At 40.7% G+C, this 15,795-nt stretch carries 15 protein-coding genes; 1 reads left to right on the top strand and 14 read right to left on the bottom strand.

Annotated elements, in window-relative coordinates:
- The 13 genes from fliO to GQR46_RS06115 form a co-directional block, all read right to left on the bottom strand.
- On the bottom strand, positions 1–326 hold a 326-nt coding region (fliO, locus tag GQR46_RS06175), incomplete at its 3' end, for a flagellar biosynthetic protein FliO (RefSeq protein ID WP_165740422.1).
- Positions 323–721 (bottom strand): flagellar motor switch protein FliN, encoded by a 399-nt coding sequence (gene fliN / locus GQR46_RS06170; RefSeq protein ID WP_007585803.1) that lies wholly within the window; start codon positions 719–721, stop codon positions 323–325. The genes fliO and fliN, both read right to left, overlap by 4 nt.
- 20 nt (positions 722–741) lie before the next feature.
- Positions 742–1,833, bottom strand: a complete 1,092-nt coding sequence (fliM, locus tag GQR46_RS06165) for a flagellar motor switch protein FliM (protein ID WP_007585802.1) — start codon at positions 1,831–1,833, stop codon at positions 742–744.
- A gap of 9 nt (positions 1,834–1,842) precedes the next feature.
- Positions 1,843–2,373 carry a flagellar basal body-associated protein FliL gene (fliL, locus tag GQR46_RS06160; protein ID WP_007585800.1) on the bottom strand — a complete coding sequence of 177 codons (531 nt, stop codon included), beginning with the start codon at positions 2,371–2,373 and terminating at the stop codon, positions 1,843–1,845.
- A gap of 57 nt (positions 2,374–2,430) precedes the next feature.
- Positions 2,431–4,503 (bottom strand): flagellar hook-length control protein FliK, encoded by a 2,073-nt coding sequence (locus GQR46_RS06155; RefSeq protein WP_165740420.1) that lies wholly within the window; start codon positions 4,501–4,503, stop codon positions 2,431–2,433.
- Between the two features lie 89 nt (positions 4,504–4,592).
- On the bottom strand, positions 4,593–5,039 hold the full coding sequence (gene fliJ, locus GQR46_RS06150; protein ID WP_002959337.1) for a flagellar export protein FliJ: 447 nt from the start codon (positions 5,037–5,039) through the stop codon (positions 4,593–4,595).
- A complete protein-coding gene (fliI, locus tag GQR46_RS06145; RefSeq protein WP_002959338.1) occupies positions 5,039–6,373 on the bottom strand; it encodes a flagellar protein export ATPase FliI in 1,335 nt (444 codons plus the stop codon). Before fliI ends, fliJ begins: the two co-directional genes overlap by 1 nt.
- Positions 6,374–6,391: 18 nt before the next feature.
- Positions 6,392–7,198 (bottom strand): flagellar assembly protein FliH, encoded by an 807-nt coding sequence (gene fliH, locus GQR46_RS06140; RefSeq protein ID WP_024592741.1) that lies wholly within the window; start codon positions 7,196–7,198, stop codon positions 6,392–6,394.
- Positions 7,199–7,201: 3 nt separating this feature from the next.
- Positions 7,202–8,242: a flagellar motor switch protein FliG gene (gene fliG, locus GQR46_RS06135; RefSeq protein ID WP_007581881.1), complete on the bottom strand. Its 1,041-nt coding sequence runs from the start codon at positions 8,240–8,242 to the stop codon at positions 7,202–7,204.
- On the bottom strand, positions 8,235–9,950 hold the full coding sequence (gene fliF / locus GQR46_RS06130; RefSeq protein ID WP_007581880.1) for a flagellar basal-body MS-ring/collar protein FliF: 1,716 nt from the start codon (positions 9,948–9,950) through the stop codon (positions 8,235–8,237). The genes fliG and fliF overlap by 8 nt, the downstream gene beginning before the upstream one ends.
- 20 nt (positions 9,951–9,970) lie before the next feature.
- Positions 9,971–10,303 carry a flagellar hook-basal body complex protein FliE gene (gene fliE, locus GQR46_RS06125; RefSeq protein ID WP_007581879.1) on the bottom strand — a complete coding sequence of 111 codons (333 nt, stop codon included), beginning with the start codon at positions 10,301–10,303 and terminating at the stop codon, positions 9,971–9,973.
- A 156-nt stretch (positions 10,304–10,459) separates the two neighbouring features.
- Entirely contained in the window at positions 10,460–11,926 is a 1,467-nt protein-coding gene (locus tag GQR46_RS06120; protein WP_165740418.1) for a sigma-54 dependent transcriptional regulator, read from the bottom strand.
- Positions 11,923–13,035, bottom strand: coding sequence for an ATP-binding protein (locus GQR46_RS06115; RefSeq protein WP_007581877.1), 1,113 nt, complete (start codon positions 13,033–13,035; stop codon positions 11,923–11,925). The genes GQR46_RS06120 and GQR46_RS06115 overlap by 4 nt, the downstream gene beginning before the upstream one ends.
- A gap of 132 nt (positions 13,036–13,167) precedes the next feature.
- Between GQR46_RS06115 and GQR46_RS06110 the strand changes: the two genes are divergently transcribed.
- Entirely contained in the window at positions 13,168–13,764 is a 597-nt protein-coding gene (locus tag GQR46_RS06110) for a DNA-3-methyladenine glycosylase I (RefSeq protein WP_165740417.1), read from the top strand.
- A 285-nt stretch (positions 13,765–14,049) separates the two neighbouring features.
- On the opposite strand, the gene GQR46_RS06105 is transcribed toward GQR46_RS06110, so the two are convergent.
- A complete protein-coding gene (locus tag GQR46_RS06105; protein ID WP_165728693.1) occupies positions 14,050–15,486 on the bottom strand; it encodes a sigma-54-dependent Fis family transcriptional regulator in 1,437 nt (478 codons plus the stop codon).
- Positions 15,487–15,795: the final 309 nt, after the last annotated feature.

Genomic DNA, 15,795 nt, shown 5'->3' with positions numbered 1-15,795 from the left:
AATTCAGGTAGTTCTTTTTCACTTAATGGAGTTTCTAACTTGTGTAAGTAATTAATACTGTGGGGAGTTACACCAAGTAAATGCTGAGCATTATCTATCTCAACAACCATTAAACGCTCGCGAGAACCCAAAGGTAGACTTCTGACTACTTTAAATTCATCGCTGTTTGCTAAATTTGGATTAAGCTTTTTAACAAAAAATGCCAGCACAATAATTAGTACTAGCACCATTACAAGCGACAGCACCATAGAGAGTATATCTCCAGTAGGTGTTGCCACATCTGCTTTTGAAAAAACGGAACTCGTTAAAGCAACTAATAAGCTCATCGTAGTTTTTTGATCCGCTCTACTTGGCTTATCACGTCAGTTAAGCGAATACCAAACTTGTCGTTTACTACAACTACTTCACCATGGGCTATCAAAGTACCATTAACTAGCACGTCTAGCGGCTCGCCCGCAACACGGTCAAGCTCAACAACAGAGCCTTGGTTAAGTTGCAATAAGTTACGAATATTAATTTTAGAGCGTCCTACTTCCATTGAAATAGTAACGGGGATATCTAAAATAGTGTCGAGTTTTCGTTTTTCATCGCCACTCATTTCGTGTTTTGAATCACTTAACTCATCAAGCTCTGCAACATGTGCTTCGCTACTATCATCTGGAGCTTCGGCTTCTGCTAATGCTGCTGCCCATTCATCCATTGTGTCTTGATCATCGCTCATACTTTTAACCTTTTAATCAATTACCAGTCTAAGTCTACACCGTCAGAGAGGTGTAAATCATCTTCTAGTTCTGCTAATTCTGCATCTGAGTCAATTTTCTTGCCGCCTTTGGTAAATACATGCAGCTCAGATTTAACTGAATCAGGTCGTTTAATTTTTTCACTAATTTGAAGCGCAACATTATCGCGAGAGCGACCCATTTTGGCTCTAAATGTAGGTAGTTCTTCAACAAACACGGTTATATGCTCAGGCATTTCAACCGGAATAATATCACCGGCTTTGAGTTCCATAATTTGTTTTAAGGTTAAATCAACTTCAAGTAACTGAGTTGATATTTCAACCTCTACATCCATTATTTCATCGCGAAGCGCTTTGCTCCAACGTAAATCAGTATCTTCAGTATCAGACTGAACACCCGCATCTAACAGCTCTCGAATTGGCTCAAGCATTGAATACGGAAGTGCAATATGAAAATCGCCACCGCCACCATCGAGCTCAATATGAAAAGAACTAATAACCACAACCTCAGTTGGGCTTACAATATTAGCCATAGCTGGGTTTACTTCAGAATCGAGATATTCAAACGATACATCCATAACCGGTGCCCAAGCTTCTTTATAATCTTCAAAGATTATTTTAAGGAGCATTTGTACAATTCGGCGCTCTGTTGGCGTAAATTCTCGGCCTTCTATTTTTGCATGATAACGCCCGTCACCACCAAAAAAGTTATCTACCAAAATAAACACAAGTCGTGCTTCCATGGTAATCAGGCCAGTGCCTTTTAAAGGTCTAAAACGCACCATATTTAAACTGGTTGGAACAAATAAAGTATGAATATACTCGCCAAACTTAATCATTTGCACGCCGTTAATAGACACCTCTGCGGTGCGGCGCATCATGTTAAATAGGCTAATTCGCATATGACGAGCAAAGCGTTCATTAACAATTTCCAGCGTCGGCATACGACCACGCACGATCCGATCTTGCGAAGAAAAATCGTACTGAAGCGTACTTCCCCCGCCATCTTCACCTTCGTGTATATCTTCCTCTTCAACGTCATCAACGCCATGTAATAGCGCATCAATTTCGTCTTGGGATAATAAATCGCTCACGCTAACCCCTTATTGCATCACAAAGCCGGTAAACAATACCCGCTCAATTACTTTGCTGCCTTCAACATCCATTAAGGCTTTTTGTACCTTTTCAAGTGCAGAAAAACGAAGTGTTTCTTTACCAGAGCTCGTACTTAACTCATCAGCAGTTGTAGTAGAAAATACGCTTAGTAGCGTCCCTTCTATTAGTGGAATGTGTTTTTTGGCTGTTTCTTCATTTACTTCGCCACGTACTAATAACTGTACTTTAATTTGCACAATTCTGTCGCGACTTGAACCGGGAACGTTAAATACAAATGGGCGTGGCATTGACACATATAAAGCACTGCCTATTTCAGCTGAATCACCAACAGCAGCAGAAGGAGCATCTGCTGACATCGCAGTCTCTTCATCTAAGGTTTCAACTGGCGCATCCGAACCCGACATAAAAAAGTAACCTGCAGCACCGCCTACGATAAGTAGTACAGCTACTATGATTATTATTAGTTTCTTTTTGCTTTTACCGGTTTCTTCAATTTCTAAACTTGTTTCTTCAGCCATCATGATTCCTTTAATCGCAAAGGTACTTGCTTGTTTTAGTTATTATAATAGCAGCACTTAGGCATAGTAATCTATTGATGATGAAGTTTGTTGTCGAGAACTTTGTGCAGTGTTATTTGCTTGCTCGTCGTTTTCATCATTAACTGACTTATTATTAGCCATATTACCTTGGGGTCCACTCTCACTTTGCTCGGCAGTTTCACCACCTGATTGCCCATAAGAAATAGTACTTTCACCAAGCTCTAACCCTTGTTGCGCTAACATTTCACGTAAGCGCGGCATTGATTGTTCAAGTGCTTCTTTGGCTTGCTGGTTTTGTACTACAAAGTTTATATGTGCTTGTTCTGCATCGCTACGAATACGTATTTGCATACTGCCCATTTCAGGAGGATCTAGGCGAATTTCTGCTTCTTTGTTATTAATGCTCAGCATTGAGCTAACGCGCTCTTGCAGTAATTTAGCTGCATCACTTTTAACAATATTAATTGCCTGCATTACACCAGGATCAATACTTACTTGCTTAACTTGCGATGTACTTTGTAATTGTTGAGTTTGTACTATTTGGGTATCAAGTAAGCTCTGCTCATAACTTAATGAGTCGTATTGGCTTAATGTGCTCACTTGCTGAGTATTTAAAGCAGCTGTAATTTGCGTAAATATTTGTGCTACGCGTGCAGGTGTTTGTTCTGCAGTTATTTTCTTAAGGCCATCTTTTTGTAATTCTTCAAGTGATTTTAATAAATCATCACGCTTAGTTGAGGTTGTTACGGCTTTATTTAAATCAGCCTCTTCGTTTGTTGATGTCTTTAAGCTTAACTTTTGTGGATTATATACTGTGTTAGGAGTCTCTGACGCTACAAACGTTTTTGAGTCGGTCTTAGCGGTATCGGCAAGTCCTATTTCAATTGAAGCTTTTAATTCATTAACTGTTTGCTTAAGCACTGCCAATTGCTCGCCTTTAGGCTGCTCTGTTTTAATATAAGCGTTTAATTGCGTTAATAAGCTTTGTTTTTCAGTTGTATTAAGTGAATTGATTTCTGCGCTAAAAGAGTGTTTAGCTACGCTACCCTGTGCTTCTTCATTATCAGTAATAAATTGCGCAAGCATTTGCTTAAGATTTGAAGTGCTACTAGTTGCGTTACTGGTTGAATCAGTATTTTCTAATACCTTAATTTGCGCGTTAAGTTGTGAGCGCTGCTCAGGCGTTAAACTAGCAATAACATCATTAGCTTTAATTAAGCTCGTATCTTTAGTCATTAACGTATCTATTGCTGCATTATTATCAGCTTCAGTTGCGGCTGAAGAAGACTGAGTAACGCCCGCTTTGTCGGTGAGTGTTGGCAAAACTATATTATTTTCATCAGCAGACTTATTTTGTCCTATTTGCTCTCTAGAACTCATTGAGGTTGAGACAACTTCAGGTTTTTCTAATATAGGGCCAATGCTGTCATCGGACTTTTTATTTATAGAATTTAATGGCCCTTCAATAGCTTCAGCAACACCACTTTTACGATGCTTGCCTTCATTTAATGGTAACGAATTCAAAGATGGTGAGCTAAAGTTATCGCTTTTTGAATCAGTTAATTTAGCCGTTTTAGAGTCTACATTAGTGGCAATTGGATTTTGCACTACACTGGCTGTATTCGCTTCTTTAGCCGATACTTCATCACTTGTATTAGTGGATGCAATTACTTGTGTGCTTTGTAATTGTGTATTCTCTATTTTGGTATTCTCTGCTTGTGTAGCTTCTAGCTCTGCATTTTCTGATTCTGAACTGTTAGTTGCATCGAACGGCTTATTGACCGAAGTGCTCATTGCTTGTGCTGAATTAATTTGATCAAGCATCTCAACAGACACAAAAGTAACTTCGTCAGTTATTACTTCATCTAGCTTTACGCTCATATTTTCATTTTCTTCTGGCTGTTTATGCTTAGGTATGGCAATAGAGTTTTCGGCATCGGGATTTTTATTGCCTTTAAGCAAAGGCTCCATAAAGTTATGCGCTTCGTTTAGCTGACTTAAAAATTCATCGCCTAAATTTCCTCCGCCATTAGCTAAGCTATTGTCTTTAAAAGCTAACAGTGAATCTTTTTCAGAAGAAACTAAAAACGAAATGTTATTCATCGCCATAAATCACCTAATACCATTACGGCAATATGCCACCGCATACCGCCAAAAGTTGAATTCCACTAAGTAACAAAGCAATTAACGTGCCTGAATTACAAAGCTTTACGACGTTGAAAAAACTGATTAGCTGAAAATTCATCTAACATTTTTTGCTCATTTTTAGCCATTAACGCATTTGCTTTGAGTTTTTGATTTTCGATTAATTTGGCGACTGCTTTAGCTTTAATTTGCTGCTTAAGCCACAGCGTTTTACGTTGAGTAACTACTTGTTTAGCGGTATTTACAGTACTTGCTTGTTGACGAATTGCTTCTTCAATTTTAGCTATAAAGGCATGGTACTGCCCAAACCCGGCGCTGGATAAACCCGACTTACCTTTTAGGTGTAACTGCTGAGAGTATTCAAGTCTAAAATTGTTTAAACCTTGTAGTTTTTGTTGATTTGCTTGCAAGTTTTGATTGGCTTGTAAGTAACTCATGCGCAAATTTTCTTCTTTATCATTTTCAATTTTGAGCAATAAATCGAGTTTGTTTTTAGCCATTATGCTTGTCCTAGTAACTGAGCAAGACCTTGCAGGCCATCATCGTAACTAATGACATCTCGCATACCTTGTTGTAAAAATGCATTTACTCTTGGCATCATATTTATAGCTTGGTCGAGCATTTGATCGGTCCCTTTTTGATAGGCACCTAAAGTAATCATATCTTTGTTTTGTTGATACATTGAATAAACTTGCTTAAGCACTCGGGCTTGTTGCATATGCGGCTCAGAAACAACTTGAGGCATAACACGCGAAATCGACTTTTCTATATCTATAGCGGGATAGTGCCCACTGTCAGCTAAATCACGCGAAAGTACAATGTGGCCATCTAATATAGCTCGCGCTGCATCAGCAATAGGGTCTTGCATATCATCGCCTTCACTTAACACCGTAAAAAAAGCCGTTATTGAGCCTTGCCCTTCACCACCATTACCAGCACGCTCCACCAGCGCAGGCAATTTAGCAAACACCGAAGGCGGATAACCTTTTGTAGCGGGTGGCTCGCCTACAGCAAGTGCAATTTCACGTTGCGCCATTGCGTAACGCGTTACCGAATCGAGTAACAATAATACGTTTAAACCCTGATCTCTAAAATACTCTGCAATAGTTACGGCGCTCTCACAGCCTTTTAAACGCATAAGCGGTGATGAATCAGCAGGCGCTGCGACAACAACTGAACGTTTGCGCCCTTCTACACCAAGTATTTCTTCAATAAATTCTTTTACTTCGCGGCCACGCTCCCCCACTAAGCCAACAACAATGACATCGGCTTCGCTACCTCGGGTCATCATACCCAGTAGTACTGATTTACCCACACCAGAGCCTGCAAACAAGCCCATACGCTGGCCTTGCCCTACTGTGATAACTGAGTTAATAGCACGCACACCTACATCCATAGGCTTAGTGATTGGTCTTCTTGATAGCGGGTTTATAGTGTTTTGCGCAAACTTTAAATGATGCTCAGCATTAATTTTACCAAGGCCATCTAGCGGTCGACCTAAGCCATCTACCACGCGTCCCAATAAGCTCATCCCTACAGGCAAACCTAAGTTATTAACTTGGGGAATAACACGTGCACCAGGAAGTACACCAGAAATGTGGTCGTTAGGCATTAAGTACAAAGTTTGATCGTTAAAACCGACTATTTCGGCGTCTACAAAGCCGTTCATGGTTTCTATTTTACATTGGCTACCAACGGGTGCACGTAAACCTCTAGCCTCAAGCGTAAGGCCAACAACACGCGTTAAAATACCGGCCACAGCAGGCGCTGGGGTTTTAATATGTTGTTGATACTGAGATAAGCGTTCGCTTAAAGGTGCACGTTGAGTTGACATAACACGCCAATAAAGTAGTTAGATACCACTATTATGCAAAAAACTATCCAACGTTTCTTTGACACGTGTTTTAAGAGTCATATCGAGTGACGATTGCGCTGTTTTAACTTCACAGCCACCGCGCTCAAGAGTGGGCTCTGCCATTAATTGCCAGTTATTATCAATAATGGTTTGTTCGCCGTAGCTCTCTTTTATGAGTTCTAAATCTTCGGGGTTTAAATGGATTCGTACTTTTTCTTGCTCCGCATTAAGTGAATCAATACTTTGCTTTAAAGTATGTAAAATCACTTCAGGCGATGTTTTTACTTCTTGATAAATAACAGCTTCCGCCAACATGCTAGCAAGTTGTACTAATTGCTTTTCAGCTTGTTCGTCCACTTTATCTAGCGGTGCAGTTAGCCCCTCTAAAATGGCTTTTAAACTTGTTAACTGCTCTTCAATTAATGGTTTTACATCTTCAAGGCCTTGTGTTTTACCTTGCTCTAAGCCTTCTTTGTAGCCAGCTTCTTTACCTTCGCCAACGCCTTTTTCAAAGCCGTCTATGTAGCCTTGCTCATGACCTTGTTTAAGGCCTTCTTCGTACGCGTCTTGTCTAATGCGTTCAAGCTCAACCATGGTAAGCGCAGGGAGTTCTGGTTCTTGTGGCTCATCAATAGGCATTTCTTCGGCTAATTCTTTTTTGTACAACTCACTAAGCGGTGTGCCGTAAGCCGTAGAGCGATTGCCAAAGCTGCTCTCATCTGGTGCTACATCTGGAATAGCCCAGTTTTTTAATAATTCATCTGCTTCATCAGCCCGAAGTGTGCGTCCTTTGAGTTTGCTCATAGTTTACAGGAACTCCTCGCCACCGCCGCCGCCCAGCTGAATTTCACCTGAGTCAGATAAACGACGCGCTGTTGATAAAATCTCTTTTTGCGCCGCTTCTACTTCGCTTATACGTACCGGTGCCATAGCCTCTAAATCATCAGCAAGCATTTCGGCTGCACGCTTAGACATATTGCCCAGTATTTTGTCTTTAAGCGCATCGTCGGTGCCCTTAATTGCTTTCATTAATACGTCTTGTTGTACTTCTCGTAGGATTGCTTGAATACCACGGTCTTCAACATCCATTAAGTTTTCAAACACAAACATAAGATCTTGAATTTGCTGCGACATCTCTTCGTCATGTTCACGAATAGAGTCCATTAACTGCCCTTCTACGTTGGTATCTAGGTAGTTCATAATATCTGCAGCTGCTTTTAAGCCACCCATTTTAGCGGCTTGTGCACCTGCTTGGCCGGCAAATTGTTTTTCCATAATTTCGTTTAGCTCTTGCAGTGCTGCCGGCTGAACTTCTTCAAGGTTTGCAATACGCATGGTTAAATCTAAGCGCACTTTTTCAGGGAACTGAGCAATAATCTCAGCAGACTGCTCTGGCTCTAAGTACGATAATACAATGGTTTGAATTTGTGGATGCTCATTACGAATAATGTTTGCTACCTGCTTAGAGTCCATCCATTTTAATGAATCCAAGCCTTTAGCGCCTGAGCCCATAACAATTTGGTCAATAAGGCTAGCGGCTTTGTCTTCACCAAGTGCTGCAGTAAGCGCTTTTTTAATAAAGTCTTCTGACTGAAAACCAATGGTACTAAAGCTTTGAATTTGTTCTATAAACAAGTTGTGTACAGCGCTAATCTTAGCTTGTGATAAGTCCTGTAACCCAGCCATAGCCATACCCACTTTTTGTACCTGTTTAGGTTCTAAGTGTTTAAGGATTTGCGCGGCATCTTCTTCTGATAAACTCAAAAGTAATATAGCGGCTTTATCTACCCCATCTAGCTTATCAACATCAAAGGCTGGCGGGAGTTGTTTTTGTTCTTGATCAGTCATCTTCTGTTAACCACGCTTTGACTACTTGTGATGATAGTTCTGGTTCGTTAGCTACAAGGGCACGAATTGCTTTAAGTAAATCTTCGTCGCCATGTAAATCCGGTAACTGCAGTGTACCATCACTTGAGAAACCAACCGAAGCAGAATCAAAGTCTTTATTTAGCATATCAAGTGTATTGTCGCCAATATCTACGCCTGAACTTAATGCATCTTCGTCGTATTCTTCTAGTGTATCGTCTGGGTAAATTAAGCGTTTAAGCATTGGTTTTACTACTGCCATTATCAATACAATGATAACTAAGGCGCCTAATACAAGGCGGGCTATTTTCATAAACCAGTCTTGTTCCCACAGTGGCACTTCTATTGCTAAATTTGTTTCTTCACGTACAAACGGCACTGTTACGACTTCAAGTGCATCACCACGTTGCATATCAAAACCTACACCACCTTGTAGTAAGCGACGAATATTTGACAATGCCTCTACCGAACGTGGAGTCATGGTTGTTTCACCGTTTTCTCCCACTTTAGCAATGTAGTCAACAGCAACTGATACGCTTATTCTACGTATTACACCACTTTGCTGGCGCTTATGAGAAATTGTAGTGTCGAGTTCATAATTACGCGTTGCTTCTTTGTGGCTGCGTGTTGGTGATGTAGCTGTGCCTGCACCACCTTGCCCCGCAACCTCAGGAATGTTCGAGTTTAACGGTGGCTGATTTGTAAGCGCACCTGGAATACCAACAGCTAGGCCGCCAATGTTATTTTCTTCAAATGTGGTTTCGCTTCTAACCGCTGGTAGGTCTGGGTTATAACGCTTTTGAGTTTCCTCAATCGAGCTAAAGTCCATACTCAAATCAACTTGAGCGGTATAGTTTGCAAGTCCAACAACCGGTATTAAAATACTGTCTATTTTTTCAAGGTACTCTTGTTCGCGCTTACGTTCTAAATCGTATTCTTTACGAGAGCGTGCTGCTAATGAGCTTTGCGAACCTGAATTTAGTAATCGACCATTTTGATCGGTAACAGTAACTCGCATAGGCTCTAAACCCTGTACTGCCGAGGCAATCATATCAACAACAGAGTCTACTTCTTCACGGTCGAGTGAGCGACCACGCTTAAGCGTTAATACAACAGTTGCTGATGGTTTTTTCTCTCTACGCGCAAATACGTTTTCTTTAGGAATAGCTAACAATACTTTGGCGCGAGTAATGTTGTTAAGTTCTTCAATGGTGCGGGCAAGTTGTTGCTCGCGGCCATGTTTTAGGCGTTCGCGCTCTAAGCGTTGGCTTACACCAAAGCCCATATCTTGCATAATTATATCAGAGCCCGACGCTGGCCCTTGCTCTAACCCTTCGCGGGTCATTAACAATTTAATATTTTGGTATTCGCTTTCATCAACCGATACAACATTACCATCTAGTTGATATTCAATTTGTTGCGCATCTAAAAAGTCGAGCGTTTGAATAAGCTCTTCAGTTTGCATTTTGCCTAACGGGCGCATATCTGGCTGACGAGCCCAAATAATAATAAAAATCGCGATAGCTAAACAAATAGCCAATGCTATAACCAATGTTACTTGGCGCAATACATCAACACCATTTAAAGCACTTAAGTAGCCTGACTTTTGTTCTTGTTGATCATCACCACCACTTTGGTCAATACCGCCACCAGCAAGTGCTAGGTCTGTAGATTGGTTAGATTGCGCCACAATAATTCTCCACTACCTAATTAAACAGGCATGTTCATGATTTCTTTATAAGCTTCAACAAGTTTATTACGAACCTGTACTGTAGCCTCAAAAGCAACTGACGATTTTTGAGAAGCAATCATCGCCTCAGCAAGCGATACACTTCGATCACCCATCTCAACTGCTGTTACTTTTTGAGCGGCATCTTGTTGTAATCCATGCACTGAATTTAGTGCATCACTTAGCATGTCGCCAAACTGGGAAGTAGAAGTAGGTTGAACTTGAGTCGGCAATTTATTTATTTGATTATTACGGCCGGCTTCTAAAGCCATTGATTGCATTTCTTGAAATACAGCACTGTTTTGAATTTTCATAATTTATCTCTGACACGCAGTGAACTCTTACAAGTAATAAAGCACAAAGCATGCCAAATAATTAATCATTAAAATACAATAGGTTAACTTTAATTTGTGTTAGTCAGAGTTTTGACAACCCTAAGTTCGTAGCGCAAACTTAGGGTTTATAGGAGGTTATGCAGGAAGTGAAATACCTAAATCGCGCATTTGCGCTAGTTTATAACGTAAAGTTCGTGGGCTTATGCCCAACGTTTCGGCAACGTCTTTACGCTTGCCTTGGCAACGTGCAAGGGTTTCTAAAATAATGCGATGCTCTTTGTCTTTAAGCTCATCTTTATAGCTACCGGTATCTGCCGCTAGTAAACCTTGCTTAGGCTCATCCTCTGCATGCGATTTTTCATCATAATATGCAGAGCTTAGCGTGCTTTTATCAACGCCTTTATCTGCGTGAGCTAATTCTGTTGGCGATACTGTTTGCGCTGGTGCCAATGATGGCTCCATAACAAAGTTATTAGATACTAAGTTTTCGATAAAAATAGCATGCTCGTTTATTGTATCGCCACTTCGCAATATAAGTGCACGCTGTATAACGTTATCAAGTTCGCGCACATTGCCAGGCCACGCATGAGCCAATAACTTTTGCTCAGCAGCTTTATCTAAATATGCCATGGGCTCTTTGCTTTTACTTATATGGCGCTCAATTAAATGCTTAGCCAATACAATAATATCGCCAGGGCGTTGGCACAACGGTCGCCACATTAGTGGAAAAACATTAAGCCTGTAATATAAATCTTCTCTAAACTGATTTTCAGACACGGCTTCTTTTAAATCACGATTACTGGTTGCCAAAATACGTACATCGAGCTGGATTGTTTTACGACCCCCTAAACGCTCTACTTCACGTTCTTGCAGTACGCGTAACAGCTTTGCTTGTAGCCCTAAGTCCATCTCAGTAATTTCATCAAGTAAAATAGTCCCGCCCTGTGCTTGCTCAAACTTACCCGGACATGCTTGAATCGCCCCCGTAAAAGCCCCTTTTTCATAACCAAATAAAGTGGCTTCGAGCATATTTTCAGGAATAGCCGCGCAGTTAATCGCCACAAATGGCTCATTACATCGGCTCGACTTATCATGAATATAACGAGCGAGTACTTCCTTACCTGAACCACTTGGGCCAAGTACCATTACACTTGCATCAGAGCGTGCTACTTTACTTGCAAGCTCCAATAATTGAATACTAGTTGGGTCGGCAACAATGGGGCCGTCGGTTTCTTTTGCTTTTTCAGGCAAATAACGACTCACCATATTTAACAGCACTTCAGGTGCAAATGGTTTAGCCATGTAGTCAATTGCACCTAGGCGCATGGCTTCTACCGCATCGTCAATTGTGGCGTACGCCGTCATCATCAATACAGGTAAATCAGGGTGGTTTAATTTAATACTGCGTAGTAAATCAAGGCCACTCATTGCGCCCATTTGCACGTCGCTTACAACAAGCGAAAATTGATCTTTTTTAAGCAGTAACATTGCTTGCTCAGCACTGTTAGCTGCAACACATTCAATACCCGATATTTCAAGGGTATCTATTAAGGCTTCACGAAGCCCAGCGTCATCTTCGACAACTAAAATAGTGTTACTCATAATGATCCCTCTAATTTAGATGTTGCCTTAATAGGCAGTAACAAGCTAAAGCAGGCACCACCCTGCGTATTATTGGTCACATCAACACGGCCTTGGTGCGCACTAGCCACCGAACTCACTACAGCAAGTCCTAAACCTGTGCCCTGACTTTTTGTAGTAAAAAATGGTTCAAAAATTTTATCGCTTTGGCTTAAATCAACACCTGGGCCATTGTCGCTCACACTAATACGAACCATATCTAAATCTTTTAAATCTCTTTGTGCGCTAATTTTTACTTTTGCACCGCCGCCAATAACTTGAATACTATTGTGCACAAGATTTTGAATAGCACTGGCCAATGCCGTTTTATTACCGACTATTTGTATATCTGGCTCTGGTAAGCTTACATCCAGCTCACTTTCATTAAGTGCGACCATCGCATCAGCGCCCGCTTTAACTTCTGTTAAAAGCTGCTGCATTGAAACTTGCTCAACAACTTGCTGATCGCCACTTTTAGCAAATAACAGCATGTCGTTTACTTGAGTTTCTAAATCTTTTAAACGCGACATTAACTTTGTTTGAAAGTTATCGCGAGATGCTTCGGGTAAGCGCTTAGACCCTAAATTAGCAGCGTACAGCATAGCGGCTGAGAGCGGCGTACGGACTTGATGCGCCAGTGACGCAACCATTTTACCCAGCGCGCTTAATCGCTGCATATGTGCAACACGTTTTTGTAAACGGCGAGTTTCGGTTAAATCCGTCATTAAAATAAGTTGCCCAGGCTCTGGTGCTAAAGCAGTAATATCAAGTTTTATTAGGCGCCCGTCTTTTAAAGACACTTCGTGACCATCATCTTGATGTGGCCTAAAAGAGCGCTGAATAACATTAAACCAGCGTTCGCCTTCAAGTGGCTCGCCAAGCATATCAATCGCTATTTGATTCGCTTTTGCAATCAACCCTTTGCCATCAAGTACAACCACGCCTGCTGGCATGGTATCAACCAAATGCGAAAGCCAACTTGCTTGCTTGCGCAGATCGCTTAATTCACCAATGTACTCCTCTTGAAGTAAACATGGGTTATACTGATTTGCAGAAAAAAACTGTGGTTTTAGCACGCTAGCAAGGGCCATAATCAAATCTCGAATTGATGTAGATACATGTCTAAATGCACGATTTATACCAAAATTTATTTACATACTTATCATTAAGTTACATCAATAATTTGAGCGACATAAAAATGACGCACGCAAAAAGGAATAATAATGAGTGAGCAAATAAAGTGCCGTTGCCCGTGGCTCGACACCACTAAACCCGACTACGTTATTTACCATGATGAAGAATGGGGCGTCCCCCTTTATGATGATACAAAGCTGTTTGAATTTATCACTCTTGAATCCGCGCAAGCCGGCTTAAGCTGGTACACAATTTTAAAAAAGCGCAGCGGTTACAAAAAAGCATTTGCTAATTTTGATGTAAAAAAAGTAGCCCAATTCACACAGGATGACATTGAGAGACTAATGCTTAATGAGGGTATTGTGCGCAATCGCTTAAAAATTGCGGCAACTGTTAACAACGCTAAACGCTTTATAGAAATACAAAAAGAATTTGGAAGTTTTAGTAACTACCAATGGCAGTTTGTGGGTAATAAACCGATTATAAGTAATTTAAATAACGTTGAGGACTACCCAGCAATTACAGAGGCATCAACTGCATTTGCGAAAGATTTAAAAAAACGGGGTTTTAAGTTTTTAGGACCAACCACGGTTTATGCCCATATGCAGGCCTGCGGTATGGTTAACGATCACAGTAATGATTGTTTTAGAAAAGAAGAAATTATTGAGGCTTTTAGTAGTAAGTGATTAAAAGCCATAAAAGTAATTTGTTCACAAAGAGGTTAAGAGACGCTGCGCTATAGAGAAGTAACGCGTAAGTTGGCTATGGTTTCTCATTTATCCTCGTTTTTCACGCGAGCAGTCTAGCGTCTACAACAAAAGTAAAAACCGTGTAGGTGCGAATTTACTTCGCGCTCTTGCTAATATTTTTTAAGTAAAGTGCGGTATAAAACCGCACCTACAAAACGAGGGGTTATTTATCTACTGTGTTTGGCCAATTTATAACTAAACACTGACAGCTGCTTTTAAACCTTAATCTCTTGAAAGATTATACTTTTTCATTTTCTCAACGAGTGTGGTTCTGCGAACACCCAATATCTCTGCAGCGCGAGCCACAACGTAATCATAGCGCTCTAACGCTTGGGTTATTAAGCTTATTTCGAGCTCGGCTAAATAATCTTTAAGTTCAATGCCATCATCAGGCAACAGCCCACTACCCGTTTGGCTAAACTCAGCATCTGGCTCAGTTTCGTAATCGCTAAAACCGGTGCTAAATATATCGTTAAAGGCGTCTTTTTCCATTAACTCTTCAGGGTATTCAGGCTCGTAGGCTTCAACTTCAATGTAACGATATTTATTAGGTAAATCGGGAATATCAACCACTTTCTCAGGAAACATAATAACCATTCGTTCCACTAAGTTAGCAAGCTCACGAATATTACCAGGCCAAGCATGTTCTTTTAAGCTCTCAACTGCGCGCTCGGTAAACTTAGCGGTAGAACCTGTTTGGTCGTTAACTCGGCGCATTAACTCCTTTAAAAGCAGCGGTATATCATCAGCACGTTCACTCAGCGATGGGTTTTCGATAGGAAATACATTTAAGCGGTAATATAAATCTTCCCTAAAACTGCCCTCTTCAATCATTGTTTCAAGATTACGATGCGTGGCCGCAATAACGCGTACATCAGCCTGAATGGCCTTTGTACCACCAACACGCTCGTAGCTGCGTTCTTGCAATACTCGCAGCAACTTAACTTGCATTTGCAGTGGCATATCGCCTATTTCATCTAAAAATAGCGTTCCACCTTGAGCTAGTTCAAACCGCCCTTTACGAGCCGATATAGCACCAGTGAACGCGCCTTTTTCGTGGCCAAATAGTTCACTTTCGAGCAGCTCAGCCGGTATAGCACCACAGTTAACTGGTACAAACGGTCCATTAATACGCTTTGAAAGCAAGTGTACATTACGGGCAACCACTTCTTTGCCTGTGCCTGATTCGCCTAAAATTAAAACATTAGCGTCGGTTTTTGCCACTTGTTCAATTAAAAAGCGAACATCTTTTACGGCCTCTGTTTCACCAACAAGTCCATCAAAAATTTTATGTGGTTTAGTATGCTTATGCTCGTTTGGCAGCATACGCTGATACTGCTGGCAATCGTGAAGTAACTGAGTTGTCACTTCGTGATTAAATGGCTCGCAAATAAGCCCCACCACATTAGCTATACTTAATAGTGGTTTTAGCGTTTCGCCAATTAATAAAAACGGTAATGTTGGATAGCGTTTAATTAAGCTTTCGTGGTCAAGTGATTGCAACGCTCCTAAAATAATCATGCATTCTTGCTGCTGATATTTTTTGCATTCTTGTTCAAAGCAGTCTTCGCTTAATAGTTCAGCAGCTTCACCAATAAAGCCAAGTGAAGCATTTAATCCTATTGCGCGGTTGTTATTATTATCTAAAATCAAGATCATATTTAGCGAGCCGTACTTTCACTAATTTGTATAATTAGTTAAATTGTAAGCCAGTTCAGCATGGATGCAAGTGATAGCGGCAGTTTTTTGACATAAACGCCAAAAAACAGACGGGTTAGTTAAGTCAATCATACTTAATGGTTAATCATTAAGTATGGGTTATAGTTTTAACTTAGTTATTACTTAGCCATTACCTAGCTATTACTTAACTGTAACTTAGCCCTAAAAATTAATTTACTCGGCAATAAAAATGCTATTGTTAGTAAATAAACTCAATTATAAATTTAAGTTGAAGTTACAAATGCCGAT

The organism is Pseudoalteromonas sp. Z1A6 (genome assembly GCF_011378745.1).
Lineage (GTDB): Bacteria > Pseudomonadota > Gammaproteobacteria > Enterobacterales > Alteromonadaceae > Pseudoalteromonas > Pseudoalteromonas arctica.
This window is presented reverse-complemented; position numbering and strand designations above follow the sequence as displayed.

Coding starts and splice junctions, on each gene's coding strand:
- GQR46_RS06110 (WP_165740417.1), top strand. CDS start 13,168: ATGAGTGAGCAAATAAAGTGCCGTTGCCCGTGGCTCGACACCACTAAA.
- GQR46_RS06115 (WP_007581877.1), bottom strand. CDS start 13,035: ATGGCCCTTGCTAGCGTGCTAAAACCACAGTTTTTTTCTGCAAATCAG.
- GQR46_RS06155 (WP_165740420.1), bottom strand. CDS start 4,503: ATGGCGATGAATAACATTTCGTTTTTAGTTTCTTCTGAAAAAGATTCA.
- GQR46_RS06120 (WP_165740418.1), bottom strand. CDS start 11,926: ATGAGTAACACTATTTTAGTTGTCGAAGATGACGCTGGGCTTCGTGAA.
- fliI (WP_002959338.1), bottom strand. CDS start 6,373: ATGTCAACTCAACGTGCACCTTTAAGCGAACGCTTATCTCAGTATCAA.
- fliE (WP_007581879.1), bottom strand. CDS start 10,303: ATGAAAATTCAAAACAGTGCTGTATTTCAAGAAATGCAATCAATGGCT.
- fliN (WP_007585803.1), bottom strand. CDS start 721: ATGAGCGATGATCAAGACACAATGGATGAATGGGCAGCAGCATTAGCA.
- fliH (WP_024592741.1), bottom strand. CDS start 7,198: ATGAGCAAACTCAAAGGACGCACACTTCGGGCTGATGAAGCAGATGAA.
- fliG (WP_007581881.1), bottom strand. CDS start 8,242: ATGACTGATCAAGAACAAAAACAACTCCCGCCAGCCTTTGATGTTGAT.
- GQR46_RS06105 (WP_165728693.1), bottom strand. CDS start 15,486: ATGATCTTGATTTTAGATAATAATAACAACCGCGCAATAGGATTAAAT.
- fliJ (WP_002959337.1), bottom strand. CDS start 5,039: ATGGCTAAAAACAAACTCGATTTATTGCTCAAAATTGAAAATGATAAA.
- fliL (WP_007585800.1), bottom strand. CDS start 2,373: ATGGCTGAAGAAACAAGTTTAGAAATTGAAGAAACCGGTAAAAGCAAA.